At 66.2% G+C, this 17,892-nt stretch carries 17 protein-coding genes and 1 tRNA gene; 6 read left to right on the plus strand and 12 right to left on the minus strand.

What is annotated here, in order from left to right; all coding sequences use genetic code 11:
• The first annotated feature begins 46 nt into the window (after positions 1 to 46).
• On the plus strand, positions 47 to 901 hold the full coding sequence (locus tag QM590_RS15970) for an alpha/beta hydrolase (protein ID WP_269595659.1): 855 nt from the start codon (positions 47 to 49) through the stop codon (positions 899 to 901).
• A gap of 28 nt (positions 902 to 929) precedes the next feature.
• A complete protein-coding gene (locus QM590_RS15975) occupies positions 930 to 1,775 on the plus strand; it encodes a patatin-like phospholipase family protein (RefSeq protein ID WP_269595660.1) in 846 nt (281 codons plus the stop codon).
• A 9-nt stretch (positions 1,776 to 1,784) separates the two neighbouring features.
• On the opposite strand, the gene QM590_RS15980 is transcribed toward QM590_RS15975, so the two are convergent.
• Positions 1,785 to 2,693, minus strand: coding sequence for an amidohydrolase family protein (locus QM590_RS15980; protein ID WP_269595661.1), 909 nt, complete (start codon positions 2,691 to 2,693; stop codon positions 1,785 to 1,787).
• Positions 2,680 to 3,360, minus strand: a complete 681-nt coding sequence (locus QM590_RS15985; RefSeq protein ID WP_269595662.1) for a dienelactone hydrolase family protein — start codon at positions 3,358 to 3,360, stop codon at positions 2,680 to 2,682. The genes QM590_RS15980 and QM590_RS15985 overlap by 14 nt, the downstream gene beginning before the upstream one ends.
• A 138-nt stretch (positions 3,361 to 3,498) precedes the next feature.
• Between QM590_RS15985 and QM590_RS15990 the strand changes: the two genes are divergently transcribed.
• A complete protein-coding gene (locus tag QM590_RS15990; RefSeq protein WP_269595663.1) occupies positions 3,499 to 4,476 on the plus strand; it encodes an NADPH:quinone oxidoreductase family protein in 978 nt (325 codons plus the stop codon).
• Between the two features lie 20 nt (positions 4,477 to 4,496).
• Here the strand turns inward: QM590_RS15990 and QM590_RS15995 are convergent, their stop codons facing one another.
• Positions 4,497 to 5,837, minus strand: coding sequence for an ABC1 kinase family protein (locus QM590_RS15995; protein ID WP_269595664.1), 1,341 nt, complete (start codon positions 5,835 to 5,837; stop codon positions 4,497 to 4,499).
• Positions 5,834 to 6,397, minus strand: coding sequence for a TetR/AcrR family transcriptional regulator (locus tag QM590_RS16000; protein ID WP_188078731.1), 564 nt, complete (start codon positions 6,395 to 6,397; stop codon positions 5,834 to 5,836). The genes QM590_RS15995 and QM590_RS16000 overlap by 4 nt, the downstream gene beginning before the upstream one ends.
• A gap of 65 nt (positions 6,398 to 6,462) precedes the next feature.
• Here QM590_RS16000 and QM590_RS16005 point away from each other — a divergent pair, with 65 nt between their 5' ends.
• Positions 6,463 to 7,080, plus strand: a complete 618-nt coding sequence (locus QM590_RS16005; protein WP_269595665.1) for a DUF998 domain-containing protein — start codon at positions 6,463 to 6,465, stop codon at positions 7,078 to 7,080.
• Here QM590_RS16005 and QM590_RS16010 read toward each other — a convergent pair.
• Positions 7,063 to 7,842, minus strand: a complete 780-nt coding sequence (locus QM590_RS16010; protein WP_269595666.1) for an enoyl-CoA hydratase/isomerase family protein — start codon at positions 7,840 to 7,842, stop codon at positions 7,063 to 7,065. The two genes, QM590_RS16005 and QM590_RS16010, sit on opposite strands and share 18 nt — an antisense overlap.
• Positions 7,843 to 7,919: 77 nt before the next feature.
• Here QM590_RS16010 and QM590_RS16015 point away from each other — a divergent pair.
• Positions 7,920 to 7,993: transfer RNA gene (locus QM590_RS16015), tRNA-Met, on the plus strand.
• 55 nt (positions 7,994 to 8,048) lie between these two features.
• Here QM590_RS16015 and QM590_RS16020 read toward each other — a convergent pair.
• From QM590_RS16020 to QM590_RS16040, 5 genes are all read right to left on the minus strand, one after another.
• Positions 8,049 to 8,687 carry an LON peptidase substrate-binding domain-containing protein gene (locus QM590_RS16020; protein WP_269595667.1) on the minus strand — a complete coding sequence of 213 codons (639 nt, stop codon included), beginning with the start codon at positions 8,685 to 8,687 and terminating at the stop codon, positions 8,049 to 8,051.
• Positions 8,684 to 9,598, minus strand: coding sequence for an alpha/beta fold hydrolase (locus QM590_RS16025; RefSeq protein ID WP_269595668.1), 915 nt, complete (start codon positions 9,596 to 9,598; stop codon positions 8,684 to 8,686). Before QM590_RS16025 ends, QM590_RS16020 begins: the two co-directional genes overlap by 4 nt.
• A 99-nt stretch (positions 9,599 to 9,697) precedes the next feature.
• Positions 9,698 to 12,253 (minus strand): alpha/beta fold hydrolase, encoded by a 2,556-nt coding sequence (locus QM590_RS16030; protein WP_269595669.1) that lies wholly within the window; start codon positions 12,251 to 12,253, stop codon positions 9,698 to 9,700.
• A gap of 183 nt (positions 12,254 to 12,436) precedes the next feature.
• Positions 12,437 to 14,959 (minus strand): ABC transporter permease, encoded by a 2,523-nt coding sequence (locus QM590_RS16035; protein WP_269595700.1) that lies wholly within the window; start codon positions 14,957 to 14,959, stop codon positions 12,437 to 12,439.
• Between the two features lie 68 nt (positions 14,960 to 15,027).
• Complete coding sequence (locus QM590_RS16040) at positions 15,028 to 15,762, minus strand: ABC transporter ATP-binding protein (RefSeq protein ID WP_068048639.1); 735 nt, start codon at positions 15,760 to 15,762, stop codon at positions 15,028 to 15,030.
• A 75-nt stretch (positions 15,763 to 15,837) separates the two neighbouring features.
• Between QM590_RS16040 and QM590_RS16045 the strand changes: the two genes are divergently transcribed.
• Positions 15,838 to 16,602 carry a deoxyribonuclease IV gene (locus tag QM590_RS16045; protein WP_068048648.1) on the plus strand — a complete coding sequence of 255 codons (765 nt, stop codon included), beginning with the start codon at positions 15,838 to 15,840 and terminating at the stop codon, positions 16,600 to 16,602.
• On the opposite strand, the gene QM590_RS16050 is transcribed toward QM590_RS16045, so the two are convergent.
• Together QM590_RS16050 and QM590_RS16055 are read right to left on the minus strand one after the other, a co-directional pair.
• Positions 16,580 to 17,275, minus strand: a complete 696-nt coding sequence (locus tag QM590_RS16050) for a condensation domain-containing protein (RefSeq protein ID WP_269595670.1) — start codon at positions 17,273 to 17,275, stop codon at positions 16,580 to 16,582. The two genes, QM590_RS16045 and QM590_RS16050, sit on opposite strands and share 23 nt — an antisense overlap.
• Positions 17,276 to 17,382: 107 nt before the next feature.
• Positions 17,383 to 17,859, minus strand: coding sequence for a DUF309 domain-containing protein (locus QM590_RS16055; RefSeq protein WP_269595671.1), 477 nt, complete (start codon positions 17,857 to 17,859; stop codon positions 17,383 to 17,385).
• Positions 17,860 to 17,892 lie beyond the last annotated feature (33 nt).

Here is a 17,892-nt window from a genome sequence, read left to right on the forward strand (position 1 = left end):
CTCCGATGGGCCGTCGAACGCCCCGCTGCCCTTGTACGGTGACCGGATGAAGCATGTCGAGTCGTCGTTCGTCGGAGTTCACGGAACCCGAATCGTCTACGACGTCTGGACCCCCGAGACCACGTCGACCGGGATTGTGGTGCTCGCCCACGGCCTGGCCGAGCATGCGGGTCGGTACCGGCACGTCATCGAACGGCTGGGCTCGCTCGGCCTCGTCGTCTACGCGCCCGACCACCGCGGACACGGCCGATCCGGTGGCAAACGGGTGTCACTGGACAAGTGGTCCGACTTCACCGACGACCTGCACACGCTGTTCGGCATCGCAGCTGCCGAGCATCCGAATCAGCGCACCTTCCTGCTCGGCCACAGCATGGGCGGTGCCATCGCACTGTCCTACGCCCTCGACCATCAGGCCGATCTCGACGGTCTGATGCTGTCCGGCCCTGCCGTCGTCCCCAGCGTCGGGCAACCGAAAGCGCTGGTGGCGGTCGGTAAGCTCCTCGGACGCTTCGTACCGGCCGCCCCGGTGCTCAAGCTAGATCCCACTCTCGTCTCTCGCGACAAGGACGTCGTCGACGCCTATGTCGCCGATCCGTTGGGTTACCACGGCAGCGTCTCGGCTGGTTTGGCCGCGGCGATGCTGGGCGTCGGGGATACGTTCCCTGCTCGCCTGCCGTCGCTGACCATTCCCGTGCTGCTCCAGCACGGGACGGCGGACCGTTTGGCCGACGTCTCGGGCAGCGAGCTCATCGCCGAACTCGCCGGATCCGACGACCTGACCCTGAAAACGTACGACGGGCTGTTCCACGAAGTGTTCAACGAACCGGAGAAGGAGCGCGTACTCGACGATCTCATCGACTGGCTGCGTCCACGTGTACACACCGGCGCTGTAAGTTCCTGACGGATCTTTTCGAAGAAGGGGTACGACCATGACCAGGCGAGCACTCGTATTGGGCGGCGGCGGAGTCGCAGGTATTGCGTGGCAGACGGGTGTCCTACTGGGATTGGCAGAAGCCGGAGCCGACGTCAGCGACGCCGAGATGTTGTTGGGGACCTCGGCCGGGTCCTCGGTCGCAGCCCAGATCTCGAGCGGAGCCGCCTTGACCGAGCTGTTCGCGCGGCAGGCAGACGAAGCAAAGCAGGACCACGAACCGCATGCCGACTCGACCATCGACGAACTGGTCTCCATGTTGGCTCGGGCTGCCCAGAACTCCGACGGCAGTGCCATCGACACGCGCAGGCGTATCGGCACCGAGGCGCTGTCGGCCTCGACGATCAGCGAGCGTGAGCGCAGGGCAATCATCGAGCGGCGGTTGCCGTCGCACTCCTGGCCGAACCGCGATTTGCGTATCGTCACGGTCGACGCGGTGAGCGGTCGTCATCGGGTTCTCGATCGTGGCTCGGGCGTTCAGCTGGTCGATGCGGTGGCCGCGAGCTGCGCCATCCCGGGAATGTGGCCACCGGTGACGATCGGTGATCATCGTTACGTCGACGGTGGTATCCGCGCCAGCGAAAACGCGGATCTGGCAGTCGGTTTCGAGAAGGTACTGGTGTTCAGGGTCGGTGCACTCGACCTGGAGCACGATCCGTTCGACATCGAACGGGAGCGGCTGATCAAGGGTGGCTCGAAGGTGGAAGTGATTGCCCCCGACGCAGATTCGGCGGCCGCGATCGGCCCCGATGCCACCGACATCGCGGTCCGATCGGCTGCGGCCGTCGCCGGACGAGCGCAGGGCAATGCCATCGCCGAGCGTATTGCCGAGTTCTGGGTCTAGCGAACCTCTCTAGCCGAACAGTGCGGCACCGTTGCCCCAGCACACTGCACGAACCCAGTCGTCTCCCAGGTCGAGTCGGCGCACCGCCTGCAGGGCATGCAGATACGGGTACGGGATGTTCGGATAGTCGCTGCCGAACAGAATGCGGTCCTGCAAATCGACCAGCCGGGGCAGTTCGTGTCTCGGAAACGGTGCGCTCGCCTCGGAGAAGTCGGTGAACGACATCGTGGTGTCGAGTCGCACGTTCCGGTAGCGATCGGCCAGATCGAGGAAGTCGCCGTACTCCGGCATGCCCATGTGCGCGATGATCAACGGGAGCTCTGGAAACCGTTGCAGCAGTGCTGCAATGGGCTCCGGGCCGGTATGGGTGCCGGGTGCCGGTCCGGATCCGCAGTGGATCACCACCGGTACCTGCGCGTCCGAGAGTGCGCCCCAGACGCCGTCGAGCAGCGGATCGTTCGGTGAATAGTTCCCGACCTGGATGTGCGACTTGAAGATTCGGGCACCGCTCGTCAACGCCTGCTCGACGTACTCGGTGGCACCGTCCTCGGGGTAGAAGGTGGCGGTGTGCAGGCAGTCGGGGGTGCGCGCCGCGAAATCTGCTGCCCAGGAATTGAGCCAGGCTGCCATCGCCGGCTTGTGCGGGTAGATCATCGACGTGAAGTGTCGGACTCCGAACCCCCGAATGACCTCGAGCCGTTGCTCTTCGGCGAACCGGTAGGAGATGGGCCAGACGCTGCCGGTCAGCGGCCCGGCGCTGTCGAAGTAACTCCACACCTTGTCCATCACGTTCTTCGGCATGAAGTGCGTGTGGACGTCGAACAGTCCGGGCAGCGACAGTTCGGTCCAGAAAGCGACGATGTGTTCGGTCTCGTCTGCGAGTGCGGCGTCGGACCGGGGTGGCTCAGTGTGCGACATGAGCGTCGAACCACTCGAGCGTCTTGCCCCAGGCGGCGGCGTCGGCGTCGAACACGGCGGGGCGGTCGTTGCAGTGGAATCCGTGCTTGCCGTGCTCGTAGCGGGTGATCTCCGTGTCGACCGTCGCCGTCGCGGTGATCTCGCGCAGCGTCTCGACTTCCTGGACGGGGATGCCCTCGTCCAGATCCCCGAAGAATCCGTGCCAGGGCGTCTGCAGTGCGTCGCCCACCGACGCCATTGCGGGGTAACCGAAGCGGCCCTTGGCGATTCCGCCGCCGTAGAACGTCGCTGCCGCACCGAGTTGCCGTCGAACAGCGGTGTGGAACGCGACGGTGCCGCCCATGCAGAAGCCGACGATCGCGATGGACGAGGGCTCGAATCCGAGCTCGGCGAGTGCACTCGCCGCCGCGTCCACGTCGGAGTCCACCTCGTCCGCCTGCAGCCGCCCGATTGCCGCCATCGCCGAATCCATGTCCGAGTACGACAACACGGTCACACCCTCCTGTCGGTGGAACAGGTGCGGTGCGACCGCGACCCAACCGGCGGCGGCGAGGCGGTTGCAGACGTCGACGATGTGATCGGTGACGCCGAAGGCTTCCTGGATGACGATGACGCCGCCGCGGGCATCCCCGTCGGGACGGACGACGGTGAGGGGAGTGGTGTTCATCCCACGATTGGAGCACACCACCAGGAGTGGAGCCTGCGGAACGACCCAGCAGGCAGGAGTGGATGCCGGTAGCGACGGCAAGTTCTGCAGTTTTGTACGGTGGCGTGCAGGGAACGATCCCGACCGAGAGGACAACTCATGCGCGCGGTACAGATCTCCAGCCTCGACGGACCCGACTCGGTGAGTGTGGTGGACATCGACGAGCCTGCTGCGCGCGACGGGTCGGTGGTCATCGAGGTCCATGCCGCCGGCGTCGCCTTTCCCGATGCGTTGCTCACTCGCGGGCTTTACCAGTACAAGCCCGAGTTGCCGTTCGTCCCCGGCAGCGAGATCGCCGGAATCGTTCGGTCGGCCCCGCTGGAGTCCGGCTTCTCCGCCGGTGACCGAGTAGCGGCCCTGACGGGACTGAGCGACGGTATGGCCGAGGTTGCCGTCGTATCCCCGGACACGGTGTTCGCGCTACCGGAGTCGGTGTCGCTTTCCGCAGGCGCCGGGCTGTTGTTCAACGACCTGACGGTGCACTTCGCGCTCCGGGAACGTGGCCGGTTGGCACCGGGCGAGACAGTTCTGGTGCACGGCGCAGCAGGGGGCATCGGAACCTCCGCGCTGCGAATGGCTCCGGTACTCGGCGCATCTCGCGTGATCGCTGTGGTGAGCTCGGAGACCAAGGCCGACATCGCACGATCCGCCGGAGCCACCGACGTCGTTCTCGTCGACGGCTGGAAGGACGCGGTGAAGGAACTGACCGGCGGCCGCGGCGTCGACGTCGTCGTGGATCCGGTGGGTGGTGACCGGTTCACCGACAGCATTCGCTCGCTCGCGCCCTCTGGCCGAATCCTGGTGCTGGGCTTCACCGGTGGTGAGATCCCGACGGTCAAGGTCAATCGACTGCTGCTCAACAACGTCGACGTCGTCGGCGTCGGCTGGGGTGCGTGGTGGATGACGCGGCCGGGCTACCTCGCCACTCAGTGGGCCGAGATCGAACCGCTCCTTGCCGACGGTTCTCTCGGTGCGCCGGAGCCGTCGGTGTTCCCGGCCGCCGATGCGGCTGCCGCCATCGCGTCACTGGAAAACCGTACTGCGGCAGGCAAAGTGGTGCTGGACTTCACCCACTGATGCTGGGTCGAGCTGCCGGGTCACTCCGGCAGTTCGACGCCTCGCGCCTCGGCCAGTGCCGCGATCTCGGCGGGAAAGACGTTCTTGAACACGAACGGGTCGGTACCCAGGGCCCAGTTCGGTGCCAGTTCGATGGCGTATCTCTCGAAGTAGCCGAGTTGCTTGGCCACCAGGATCAATTCCTCCGGGCTCGACGTCTTGTACTGCTTGCCCATGTTCACCAGCGCTCGAATGAAGTCCGCCAGGCTGAAGTGCGCGAGGGTTGCCGAGAGCATCGGAGCGAACACCGACTGTAGGATCGCCCCGACCTCGGCGTCCGAACCCATCTGCGGGGCAACGATTCCCAGCCGCTTGACGGTACCGGCCAGTCGGGTGAAGTCGCCGTCGATCACGGTTGCGTGAAACAGATCCAGCAGCAGTGCGCGCCACTGCTCGTCCACCTCGCCCATGACTCCGAAGTCGAGGAACGCCACCCTGCCGTCGTCGAGCACCCACACGTTGCCCGCATGCACGTCGCCGTGGAAGAGACCGTGCAGCACAAGGGCTTCCATCCAGACCTTGGCGGCGCGGCGGACGATGAGCTCGGACTGCTCTCCCGGCTCGTAGCGGTCGAGTGGGGAGCCGTGCATGCGCTCCATACAGATGACGCGCCCGCCGCAGTAGTCCAGGAACACCTCGGGCGCGGTGACGTGGGCGTTGTCGCCGAAGGTGCCGATGGCCGCGCGAAAGCTGGCCTGTCGCTTGGCTTCCACGGCGCTGTCGAGTTCGGCGAAGGTGGCGGCGTGCAGGTCGACGATGATCGCCGACGCGTTGGCCGTGGCGAAGAACGGAATGAACTTCTCGAGTCCGCGGGCGATGAGGTACGCGATACGAAGGTCGATCTTCATGCGGTGATAGATGCCTCGCCGCTGTACCTTCATGACCACTTCACGGCCGTCGTCACGGCGCACGCACAGATGCACCTGAGCGACCGAGGCGGACGAGAGTGGCACGTCGTCGAACGAGGAGAACAGGTCGTCGATTCCGCGGCCCAGATCGGCCTCGATCACCGCTCGCGCCTGCGACCCGGGAAACGGTGGCACCTCGTCGAGGCAGCGCAGGCAGGTGTCGGCGAGGACCTTGGGGAACAGCCCGGGCGAGGATCCCATCAGCTGCCCGACCTTGACGAAGGTGGGGCCGAGAACGAAGAAGGCGTCGACGACGGCCTCCGAGGCGTGCAGCGGCCACCCGCGCCGTGGAGCGAGCACCCAGCGGCCGACCGCGACGACTTGGAAGTACGCCAATACCGTGCCGATGACGATGAGTCGCAGCAGTTCTCGTATTCCGAACGTTTTCAGCTGGGGTGCGGGCTTGGGATTCATACGTGCACCCCCACCGGCACGCGCGCCGCCGAGGCTTCCAGGCGCGCCAACAGTCGATCGAACCGCGTCGCATCGTCCGAGGCGCGTGAGAGCACCAGTGCGCCCTGAATTCCGGCCACGATCTCCTCGGCCAGTTCGGCTGCCGATTCGCCGTGTCCCAGGCGGCTCAGTACCGGGGTGAGCGCGTCGATCCAGTGGGTGAAATGGGCTGCGACGCGGCCCGAGAACACAGCACGTTCGAGACCGAGTGTGAATGCGCCGAACAGGCACACCAGACGATTGGACCGGAAGTATCGCGCGGTCTGCTCGAACATCTCGTGCGTCGTCGACGCGGCATCGGTGCCGTGCCGCAACGGCTCGAACACGTTGTGGTGGAACCACTGCTCCACGTCGTCGAGGACGGCCTCGGCCATCTCCTGCTTTCCACGCGGAAAGTAGTGGTAGAGACTTCCTTTCCCCAGGCCGGTCTGTTTGCTGATGACCGCGAGGGAGGAACCGTCGAACCCATGGTCGCGGAACACCCCTGCGAGTATCGGCACCACGTCGTGGCGATCGCTCATGAGCCGGTACTGTACCAATCGGTACACGCCAGGTGTATCGGGGCTCCGGGAGTGGACGTGCAGCTGTGAAGAGAACCACCGTCCTGGCCGCCGGGGCCTTCCTCGTCGGTGGGGTGACCTATCTGGCCGCCGAAGCCGTCGCCGCACTCGGTTGGACGGACCGACCGTACAGCTACGCCCGCAACAACATCAGCGATCTCGGAATCCCCGACATCTCGCCGCTGCACGCGGTGATGAACACCGGTTTCGTCGTCGACGGCACCTTGTTCGTCCTGGCGGGGCTGGGCTTGTCGGTGCTCTTCGAGGGCCGGGCGCGGTGGATCGTGGCCGGCACCTCCGTTGTGCACGGTGTCGGCAGCATCGTCGTCGGGCTCGCCCACGCCTCGGTGGACGGGGCATCGACGCCCCACGCGGTGGGTGCAGGCATGGCGATCGTCGGCGGCAATGTGGTGTTGCTGGCGGCAGGACGGTACGGCGGCCGCGTCGGCGCGCCGCGCTGGTACACCGTGGGCAGTGCGACTGCCGGAGTGGCCGGTCTGGTGGGGCTGATCCTGTTTCTCGCCGACACCGGAGTCCTCGGCGGCGGAACCTTCGAGCGCATCTCGGTTTACACCATCATCGGATGGGAGATCGTCACCGGCGCAACGATTCTGGTCAAGCGTCGCCTATCCGAACTCGGGTGACTCCTTGGCGAGAAAGGCGCGTACGCCCTCTCTGCCGTCCGCCGACTCGAACGCCTCCTCGAACACCGGCAATGCCCGTTGCGCCGGTAGGCCAGGGGACTCGCCGAACGTGAGAGCGAGGGCACGCTTGTTCGCTCGAACAGCAGAACGGGACTTGTGCGCCAGCGTCTGCGCCAAGCCCAGTGCCACTGACAACGACTGCCCGCGTGGAGCGACCCGATTGATCAGACCCCACTCCAGTGCAGTCTCGGCCGAGATCGGCTCGCCGAGCAACACCAGTTCGGCGGCACGCGCCTGACCCACCCGTCGCAGCGCGCGCATCGATCCGCCGCTGCTGGGGATCACACCGAGGTCGATTTCCGGGAGTCCGAGTCGAGCCCCCGCGTCGGCGACGACGAGGTCGCAGCACAGCGCCAGCTCGAGGCCGCCGCCCAACGCGAATCCGTCTATTGCCGCGACCGTCGGCAGCGGCAGATCGTCGAGCATCTCGAGGGTCGCGTTCTCGAGAATGCTCTTGCGGGCGAGCACGTCACCGCGGTCCTGCATCTCGGGCATCTCGGAAATGTCCGAGCCGGCGCTGAACACCCGGTCGCCGGTGAGAACGACCGCCCGAATCGCGGCGTCGTCGGCCAACTCGAGAAGGACGGCGCGCAGTCGCCGCGTCGCCGGACGGGTCAGCGCGTTGACCGGCGGGTTGCTCAGCGTGATCTGCGCGACGGCGGCGTGCGGAAAGGTCAGGACTGGAGACGGCGCGTTGGGCATACCTGAACGGTAGAGCGTGTGGCTGACCTGGCGATTGGGAGACTGCCGAGATGGCATGTAGCGTGGTGAACACCCGACGCGGGGTGGAGCAGCTCGGTAGCTCGCTGGGCTCATAACCCAGAGGTCGCAGGTTCAAATCCTGTCCCCGCTACTACACAAGTCAGGCCCGACATCGATGATGTCGGGCCTGACTTGTTTCGTCGGTATCAGGGTTGCAGTCTGAACTGCACGACCGCGGTGACGTTCTCGATGGCGTCGTCGAGTGCGGTCTTGCGCGCTCTGGCGTTCGGTGCAGACAGGATGTCGAGTCGATCGGACTGACCCATCGGAATCAGTGCCGCCAGCGACCAGATCTTCTCGGCGGCCGAGATCGGCAGGCCCAGGAAATCCGGAACACCGGGCGTGGAAACGACTTCCGACGATTCGAGTCGACCGATCAGCTCGTAGAGATCCTCGACCCGCGCCCAAGTGGCGTCGAACTCGGTGTCGGCGATCACCGTATCGGTCTCTTCGTCCGGCCATGCTCGAACGTCGGCCAGTGGGTACGGATCGTCCGGCAGCCAGGCGTCGATCCTGATCCGTTCCCCGCCGACGCATTCGAGTAGATAGCGGCCGTCGCCGATGGACTCGTGACCGATGATGTGTGCGGTCGTGGCCACGTCGTGCCGGACGTCGCCGCCACCGGCCTCGTGCCCACGCGCGATGAGGACCACGCCGAAGCTCGGATCGTCCTGCTTCAGGCAGTCGTGGACCAGAGCTCGGTAGCGCGGCTCGAAGATGTGCAGTGGTAGGCGTTCACCGGGGAGCAGCACGCTGCCGAGCGGGAACATCGGGGTCACGCTCACGGGTGCTGCAACGGAACAGCCGCCGGGGTGATGGCCGCAGGCGCGCTCTTGTCGGACTCGTTGGCACCGAGGAACTCGTCGAGCAAGCGGAAGAAGAAGTCCGGCTCGTCGAGCTGGGGAAAATGGCCGGCGTCGGGAAAGATCTCGACGCGACTGTTGGGAACTTCACGTCGAATGTTGTCGGCGTGCTTGGCGGGAATCATCCGGTCCTTGCCGCCCCAGACGAGCAGCGACGGAATGGACTCGAACTTCTCGAAGTGTTGCTTCGCGCTCACGGTCTGCCCGCGCGGGCCCACCACGGCTCGCGTCGACGCCAGAAAGGCCCCGCGGGTGGAGCGGTCTGCGACCGACCGGAACGACCGCCAGGTCTCGGCCATGCTGGGACCTGGCTTGACCGGCAGGCCCCATTTGCCCAATTGCGCCATCGCGCCCTCTGCGTTCTTGCGGAACCAGTCCGATGCGAGCAGCGGCAGAACCAGTTCACTGCCGGGCAGCGTCGCAGCCTTGAGGAGCAGGCTGACCTCGGGTCCGAGGCCGCCGCTGCTGACCAGCGCCAGGCGATCGACGCGCTCGGGAAAGAGGTACGTCAGCTGCATGACGATGCCGCCGCCGAGCGAGTGACCGACCATCGGGGCGGAGTCGATATTCAGGTGATCCATGAGATCGCGAATGGTGGCCGAGTGCGAACTCAGCGAGTAGTCGCCGGACGGCTTGTCGGAGTCTCCGTGCCCGAACAGGTCCGGAGCGATGACCCGATACTTCTGGGACAGACGCTCGAGCTGCGGACCCCAGGACTGATGCGATCCGAGCAGTCCGTGCACCAGAATCACGGGTGGGCCGTCGCCCATGTCCACGTATCGCAGGACGTCCTTGTGTAGTTCTACCGACTGCAATTCGTACGATGAACTCATGGTCGACCTCCTCGTCGTGTGATGCCCGGATCGGCGCGTGGCTCGGTGAGCCGTTGGCACAAACGTACAAGCTGAGCCCACACAACGACAGACCGTCGATCAGCGCGCGACGCCCGCTTCGTCGAAGGTGTTCGCGATCGTCTCGGCCAAGTGCTCGGCCATCGGTTCACGCAACATGTCGACGTGATCTCCGGAGATGTCGACGAAGGTCAGCTCACCACGGCCGACCGTCTGCCACGACCGGAGATCTTTCACGTTCTCCGCTGTGCGAACCACGGTCATCGAACCCGACCACGGTGTCGGCACATGCTTGTTCAACGCCACGTACCCGATACTTGCGAAGACCAACCACTCCATCGTCGTCGGGTACCGCAGCAATCCGGCGCACTGCATACGCAACCAGAGGGCCGCGGTGCCGATCCGGCCGAGGTGGAAGCCCGCCTCTTCACGCGTCTGAGCCGGCGGGGCAGCCGGAACCTCGGTGCCGCCGGGCAACCTGTCCAGCAGGTGCCGAAACAGCCGCGTGTCGAGGAGCAGCAGGTGGGGAGACCCCAGGCCGGAGTCTCGGATCTCCTCCGCCATCGCGATGGCTATCCAGCCGCCGAGCGAATGGCCGACCAGGTGGAACGGGCCGTCCGGCTGGACCGTGCGAACGGCGTCGACGTAGCGTTTCGCAGTTCGCCGGATGGTCCGGTCCGGTCGTCCGCGCTTGCCGCGGCCATGCGCCTGCAGGGCGTACACCGGCCGGTCGGCGTCGATGTGCTTGACGAGATTCAGAAATGCCATCGCACCGACACCTGCACCGCCGATCAGGAAGATCGGTGCCTTGCTTCCCTCTGTGCGCAGCGGCACGAGCACATCGTGTTCGCCAGCAGTGCGTCGACGCGCCGTTGCCGCGTCTTCGAGGCGGGCGTCGACTGTCACGGCCAACTCTCGAACAGTGGTCGCCGCGAACACGTCCTCCGGTGTCAGATCGATCTTCAGGTTCTCGCGGAGTTGGGCCAGCATGGCCGTGGTGGTCAGCGAGTTTCCGCCCAGCGCCAGGAAATCCTCGTCTCGTCCGATGGTGTCCAGCCCGATCGCGGTGCGCGCAGCCTCGGCCACGATGTACTCGGTCGGGCCGACCGCGGTGCGCTCGACGCGTCGATCGGCCGGCTCGGGCAGTGCGCCGCGGTCGAGCTTGCCGCGTTCGTTGCGCGGCATCGCGTCGAGCGCGACGATGTGGGTGGGCACCATCCACTCCGGCAGCGTCCGGCGCAGCGACGCTCTGATCTCGCCCACGGAGGGTCGACGACCGGAACGCGCCGAGCACACGTAGGCGACCAGGTCGGTATCGGTGCCGGAAGTCCTGCCGATCACCGCTGCGTCGCCGATCTCCGGCATGGCGCGCAGTGCTGCCTCGACCTCGGCCGGCTCCACCAGGTATCCGCGCACCTTGACGGCGTCGTCGATGCGGCCGGCCAGGTGCAGCGTCCCGTGTTCGTCGAGTCGTCCCAGATCGCCGGTGCGGTACCGGAACAGACCGTCGCCGAGCGCGGCGAATCGCTGGGAATCCCGACCGGCACCGCCGAGGTAGCCGTCGGCCAAACAGTTCGACGTCACCCGTATCTCGCCGATCACGTCCGGTGCACACGACGAACCGTCGGAGGTGACGACTTCGACCAGCTTGCCTGCGATGGGTCTGCCCGCAGGGAGAAAGCCCGACGGCAGCGCTCGTTCGAGCGGGTATTCGCTGTAGGCGACGGCCCCGGCCTCGGTGGTCGCGTACCAGTTGACCACCGTGGCGCGGCTGTCGAATCGCCGCCGAAAACCGTCGGCATCGTCGGCGTGCAGGGATTCCCCGTATGTGATGACCACCCGCAGCGTGGGTACGGCCCGACCGGTGGGTCCGTGATCGGCGGCGGAGACTGCGCGCAGCAGCGACGACGAGCAGTGCAGCGTGGTCAGGGAATGCGCGGCTGTCCACTCGACGGTGCTGCTGGGGACACCTGCCCTCGGGTCGCGGCAGTGCACGGCGGCACCGCTGAGCAACCCCGCGAACAACGTGTTCAAGCCGGCCCCGAAGCTGACCGGAAGCGAGTTTCCGACGCGGTCGTGTGGGCCCAGCGCCAACGCGTTGGCGACTTCGTATGCCTTGGTCAGACACATGCGGTGGCTGAGGATCACGCCCTTGGCGGTGCCGGTGGATCCCGAGGTGTAGTTGATCACCGCGGTGTGGTCGCCCAACAGCGTCGGCAGCGGCACACACGAGTCCATGGCGGCGGCGACGGTGGTGGAGTCGATCGCCGTCGCACCTGCTTGGTCGATGATCGTGGCGCGGCGCTCGGCGGGAAGCATGGGGTCGAGCGGCACCAGGGGATGGCCTGCAGCGACGACGGCCAGCATCAGCACGATCGAGTCCGTCGTCGCGTCGGTGTCCACGGCGAGCGGCCGAGAATCGGCAGGAAAGAGCGTGGCGATCTTACGAGCCAGAGAGTAGGCGCGATGGAGGAGCTCGTCGAAGGTCAGGGACGAGCCGTCGACGTCGAGTGCGACGGCGTCGGGCAGCGCGTGAGCCACCTCGCGGTAGCGGGCCATCAGGGTGTCGCGGCGTTCCGGCCGGCACAGTGGGGCCAGTGAAAGACGGGTCGGCGCATCGATGTCCTGAATCGACATGATTCTCCTTGCACGAGCCCGACCCGTGATGTCGGAGTCGGTTTGAAACCTACAAACCGGCTCGAAGACTTTTTTACCGACTCAAAGGTAAACGTGCAGAACCTTTTCGCGCAAGCGGAAAACCGGACATTCCACAACAATCGGGTGACGTTGCGGAATGCCCGGTCTGTTTCGGGCTCGGCCCTACAGGTCCGCGATGGCCTCCAACGGCTTCGTACGCGCGGCTCGCACAGCAGGCCACAGTGCCGCCAACACACCGACAACGGCCGATCCGAGCAGCATGGCCACCACCTGGCCCCACGGCACGGTCATGGTGCCCAGGCCCTCGTCGCGCAGGGTCTGCACGAATCCCCACCCGAACGCGATTCCGAGGACCACGCCCACGATCGCGCCGAACAGCGCGATGAGCAGCGACTCGAGATAGATGATGCGACGGACCTGCGGCCGCTGCATGCCTATCGCGCGCAGCATGCCGATCTCCCGACGCCGCTCCACCACCGACAAGGCCAGCGTGTTGACGATGCCGAGCACAGCGATGACGACGGCCAATGCCAGCAAGCCGTACAACACCGCGAGCAGCGTGTCGATCTGCTGTCCCTGGCTGCCCTTGAACTCCTCCACGTCTTGAACCTGGACGACGACGAACGGTTTGGTCGCGGCTTCGAGGTCGGTGCGCAGTGTGTCGAGGTCGCTGCCGGGTGCGGCCTTGACGAGAACCAGAAGGTCCGAGCGGGTGATCGACGGCGTCACCTCCTGGTAGATGTCGCCCGAGACGATCCAGTTCCCGATCAGAGGATTGTCGGTGAAGACCCCGGTGACCGTCACCGGGACGGACGCACCGTCGACGGTGTCGAAGGTGACCTCGGTTCCGACGGTCCAGCCGCGGCTCGCCGCTTCGGTTTCCGACACCGAGAACCCGTTGCTGTTCAGATCTGCCGTGCCCTGGACCATCGACAGCTCGAGCAGTCCCTCGGGGGAGCCGTCGATCGCGGCGCCGAACTCCTCCTGGCCTGCGATCGTCACGAACACCGGGTGCAGCACCGCAGTACGGTCCACGCCGGTCACCTGCTGTGCGGCCGTGGTGGCACCGGTCGGAACGCCGATCGACTGCGGGCCGGAGAGGATGTAGTCCGCCTCGACCCCGGTGTCGACGAGTGAGTCGACGCTGGCCTTGGCGGTGGATCCGAGCACGCCGATGACGGTGACGAGCATGAGTCCGAGCATGAGGGCGAAGGCGGTGGCCGCGGTGCGTCTGGGGTTGCGAACCGAATTGGTCCTGGCCAGGCGTCCGATCGCTCCGAACGGACGGGTGATGACGGCCCCGAGTGCGCCGACGACCGGCCGTGACAGCGACGGCGCGGCCAGTGCGGTGGCGACGATCAGCGCGACGGCTCCCGCGCCGACCGTGGCAGCGGCCGCCCCGCCGGTCGACTGCGCGCCGATGATCAACGCGGCCGCGCCCGCGATTCCGAGGCCGACGCCCACGAACGTTCGGGTACGCAGGGTGTCACCCGCAGAGGCGAATTCCTCGCGCATCGCGGCGACCGGTGGAATCTTGGCTGCCCGCCGGGCCGGCGCGTACGCGCTCAGCACGGTGACGACGATGCCGACGGCGAACGCGACGACAACGGTGCGCGGCTCGAGTGCCAACGGTCCCGACGGCAGACCCAGATCGAAGGCGTTGAGCAGTGCCCGTAGCCCGTAGGCCAGCCCTACCCCGCCGACGAAGCCGAGGATGCTGCCGATGATGCCGACAACGAGAGCTTCGAGAACGACCGAGCGGCTGACCTGCCCGCGGCTGGCTCCGACGGCGCGCAGCAGTGCCAATTCGCGGACGCGCTGAGCGACGATCATCGAGAACGTGTTGTAGATGATGAAGGTGCCGACCAGCAGGGCGATCCCACCGAAGGCCAGCAGGAAGTAGTTGATGAACGACAGTGCCGACTCGACCTCGGCCTGAGTCTCGGCCTGTACGTCCGCGGCGGTCTGGACCTTCAGGTCGGGGAACGCCGCGGCGATCTCGTCGCGGAGATCGCTCTGAGTCAGCCCTTGCGCGGCGAGATCGGTGCCTGCGACGTCGATGTACTGCACGTGGGCACCGTCGGTGAACAGCTCGTTCGCCTGGCTCTGCACGAACTGGATTCCGATGTAGCCACCGGATTCTGTTGCTGTCGAATAGATTCCGGTGATCGTGATGTCGGTGATGCCCTTGGACGGCACGAGTACCTGGGTGGCGTCGCCCACCTCGAGTCCGGCGCGCTCGGCACCACCGGCGTTGATCGCGACCTGGCCGGGGGCTGTGGGAGCCGAACCGTCGACGAAGGTGGTCGGATCACCGAGTCGTTGGTCGTCGGGGAGATACGACTCGCCGATGGTCGGTGCGCCACCGGACTGTACGGCGGCACCGTCGGACCCCAGCAGTACCAACTGTCCGCCGACGTACGGCGATACGGCGCGCACGTTCGGCAACGCCGAGATCGCCGCGATGTCCTCGTTCGGCACGCCGGACGAGCGTGCGTCCTCGGGGCTCACTCGAACATCCGCGCCCTGCGCGGTATCGGCGAACAGTGAGGAGAAAGTGCGCTGAAGGGTGTCGGTGAACACGAACGAGCCCGCGACGAATGCCGTGCCGAGCACGACCGACAGTACCGTCAGGGCCAGTCGGACTTTGTGTGCGGCAAGGTTTCTCAGTGACACCTTGCGCATGGGATTGCCCGACGGCTTGTGTCGAGGAGGTTTGTCGGAGACGGATTTCTTGGAGATGGAGTGCGCCATTATCGGACCGTCTCGAGCTTCTTCATCCGCTCGAGTACGGCGTCGGCGGTGGGCGAGTTCAGCTGATCGATAACTGCGCCGTCGGCGAGGAACACGACGCGGTCGGCGTAACTGGCCGCGCGTGGATCGTGCGTGACGATGACGACGGTCTGATCGAATTCGTCTGCGGCAGTGCGCAGAATCGACAGCACCTCGCCGGACGAGCGGGAGTCCAGGTTACCGGTGGGCTCGTCGCCGAACACGATGTCGGGTCGGCCTGCCAGAGCGCGGGCGCACGCCACTCGCTGCTGCTGTCCGCCCGAGAGTTCGCTGGGGCGGTGATCGAGGCGGTCGCGCAGGCCGAGTCGGTCGACCACGGTGTCGAGCCATTCTTTGTCCGGCGTGCGACCGGCGATGTCGAGGGGCAGGGTGATGTTCTCCAGTGCGGTGAGCGTCGGCACCAGGTTGAAGGCCTGGAACACGAATCCGATTCGGTCCCTTCGCAATCCGGTCATCTCCTTGTCGGAGAGCGCCGTCAGCTCGGTGTCGCCGATGGTCACCGTTCCCGAGGATGCGTTGTCCAAGCCGGCCAGGCAGTGCATGAGCGTGGACTTGCCCGAACCCGAGGGGCCCATGATGGCGGTGAATTCTCCGCGAGCGAATTCGACGCTCACCCCGGACAGTGCGTGGACCTGGGTGTCCCCTGATCCGTAGACCTTCGATACGTCGACCGCACGTGCGGCAATGTCGCTCATGGGTGCCAGTGTTCCAGCGTTCCGCGCCCGTCGCTATCAGGGGAGACCCTGAACACCACCCCTATGATGGGCGTCATGCGCATCGGAGCCCACGTCCGCGACAGCAGCGACCCTCTCGGAACGGCCGAGGCGCTCGGCGTCGACCTCGTTCAGATGTTCCTCACCGATCCGCAGAAGTGGAACAAGCTCGAACCACACCCGCAGGGCGAGGCGTTGCTGAACGGCTCGGTCGACGTGGTGGTGCACTCGTCCTACGTCCTCAATGTGGCGAGCTTGAACAATCGGATCCGCATTCCGTCGCGCAAGGCCGTCGTCGAGCAGGCTGCTGCTGCGGCCGAAATCGGGGCCATCGGGCTGGTCGTCCACGGCGGCCACGTCCGTGAGGGTGAGGACACCGCCAAGGGAATCGACAACTGGCGCAAGCTGTTCGAGCGCCAAGCGGAGCAGGGCGGCTTCGGGGTACCGATCTTCGTCGAGAACACCGCGGGCGGAGACTCCGCGATGGCACGCCACTTCGACGACATCGCCCGCCTGTGGGATGCCATCGGCGAGTTCGGTGCCGGCTTCTGCCTGGACACCTGCCATGCCTGGGCCGGCGGAGAGGATCTCGTCGACGTCGTCGACCGAATCAAGGCCATCACCGGACGCATCGATCTGGTGCACCTGAACAACTCACGCGACGAGTTCGACTCGGCCAGGGACCGGCACGCCAATCTCGGCACCGGAACGATCGACGCGGAGATCCTGACCGCAGTCGCCCTGGCGGCCGACGCGCCGGTGATCCTGGAGACCCCGCCCGAAGGTATCGAAGACGACGTCAGGCTGCTGAAGAGCCTGTAGTGCTGAGGGCGAGGTCGTTCACGGCCGACGCCCACAGCCGGATCAGTTCGTCGATGCCCGGCAGATTCGCAGCCCAGGTGATGCGCGCGAGTGCGGTACCCGCACTCGTCACGGTGATCCCGATGTCGATGGCGTGCTCTCGGCTGGGCTCTGCCAGTGCATCCTCGTGCACGATGATCTGTGCTCCCGCGCGTGAGGCCAGCGCGGGATAGTTGCGAGCCAGCGCGTAGTCGCAGCCGCCGTTCGGCACCGAGCCCAGTCGCCTCGAGACCTCGTCGACGAGGTGCTCGCGGTGCGAAGGGACGACGAGAGCGTCGACGGGAAGCGTGGGCAGCCGGACCGGGTGAACTGCGCCAGTGCTCTCGAGGTCGAGGTCCACCAGCACGCCGGCCGAGGAGCCGCGACGGTTGTTTCTCTGCCACGTGGACACGGCCGAGCCCAGAGCGGCGAGCAGCAGAATGCTGCGGCGGTGTCGGCCGTCGGGCAGAGTGAACGTCATCGACGTCTGCTCGAGGACTGCGGTGTGTTCGGTGAGCAACGGACGCTCCGCCGGAGTCAGGACGGCCACCCAGTACGGAACCTGTTCGGCTACCTCGGTGCAGAGAGTGCGTCCGAGCTGAGCCGGACTGATCGTCTCGCGGTGCACGAGTCTGAGCGGTGCGAACACGGTCACGGCGACGAACCCCACTTTCGGTTCAGATTGTCCTAGCCTTACCTAACCCTCGCCAGGCTAGCTCGAGCCGTGATCGGACGTCCAGGACGCCCCCTGTCGGGATCGGTTCAGTCGGTGGCGCGCAGCGCCGGAATGCCGGGAGCGACCGGCAACCTTCCGGTCTCGAGCTCGCCGAGCAGACCCTCCGACCAGGTCAGCAGCCCGGTGACGTCGAGGTGATGCGGTGGGCTGCACTCGAAGCCGACGAGCCGTTCGTGTCCCTGCCGAAGCAGCGAGGCGGCGCCGACGCGATTGCCGCGCATCAGATGGGTCAACCCGACGGCGAGTTGGGCGAGGCCCTGCCACAACGGACGCTCGTCGGACGGGCAGCTCTTCCAGGTGCCTTCCAGTACCTCGTGCGCATGGAACGGCATGTTCGCGTCCAGGAATTTCTGCGCTTCGACGAGAGCGGCGGTGGGCGGAAGCCGAAGGTCGTCCGGCACCCGTGGGGTTCCGTTTCCACCGCGGGCCATGGGACGCCCAAGACCGTCACGAGGCCTGGCATTGAGGGGTTTACCGTGCGCATCACGTTCGCGTTCGGCCATGGCGGAAACCCTAGTGTGTGGTGGCCCGCACCA

The organism is Rhodococcus sp. IEGM 1372, assembly GCF_030056835.1.
In the GTDB taxonomy this organism is placed as follows: domain Bacteria; phylum Actinomycetota; class Actinomycetes; order Mycobacteriales; family Mycobacteriaceae; genus Rhodococcoides.

Coding starts and splice junctions, on each gene's coding strand:
- QM590_RS16025 (WP_269595668.1), bottom strand. CDS start 9,598: ATGAGTTCATCGTACGAATTGCAGTCGGTAGAACTACACAAGGACGTC.
- QM590_RS15980 (WP_269595661.1), bottom strand. CDS start 2,693: ATGTCGCACACTGAGCCACCCCGGTCCGACGCCGCACTCGCAGACGAG.
- QM590_RS16030 (WP_269595669.1), bottom strand. CDS start 12,253: ATGTCGATTCAGGACATCGATGCGCCGACCCGTCTTTCACTGGCCCCA.
- QM590_RS16055 (WP_269595671.1), bottom strand. CDS start 17,859: ATGGCCGAACGCGAACGTGATGCGCACGGTAAACCCCTCAATGCCAGG.
- QM590_RS15995 (WP_269595664.1), bottom strand. CDS start 5,837: ATGAATCCCAAGCCCGCACCCCAGCTGAAAACGTTCGGAATACGAGAA.
- QM590_RS15970 (WP_269595659.1), top strand. CDS start 47: ATGAAGCATGTCGAGTCGTCGTTCGTCGGAGTTCACGGAACCCGAATC.
- QM590_RS15985 (WP_269595662.1), bottom strand. CDS start 3,360: ATGAACACCACTCCCCTCACCGTCGTCCGTCCCGACGGGGATGCCCGC.
- QM590_RS15975 (WP_269595660.1), top strand. CDS start 930: ATGACCAGGCGAGCACTCGTATTGGGCGGCGGCGGAGTCGCAGGTATT.
- QM590_RS16000 (WP_188078731.1), bottom strand. CDS start 6,397: ATGAGCGATCGCCACGACGTGGTGCCGATACTCGCAGGGGTGTTCCGC.
- QM590_RS16045 (WP_068048648.1), top strand. CDS start 15,838: ATGCGCATCGGAGCCCACGTCCGCGACAGCAGCGACCCTCTCGGAACG.
- QM590_RS16035 (WP_269595700.1), bottom strand. CDS start 14,959: ATGCGCAAGGTGTCACTGAGAAACCTTGCCGCACACAAAGTCCGACTG.
- QM590_RS16010 (WP_269595666.1), bottom strand. CDS start 7,842: ATGCCCAACGCGCCGTCTCCAGTCCTGACCTTTCCGCACGCCGCCGTC.
- QM590_RS16040 (WP_068048639.1), bottom strand. CDS start 15,762: ATGAGCGACATTGCCGCACGTGCGGTCGACGTATCGAAGGTCTACGGA.
- QM590_RS15990 (WP_269595663.1), top strand. CDS start 3,499: ATGCGCGCGGTACAGATCTCCAGCCTCGACGGACCCGACTCGGTGAGT.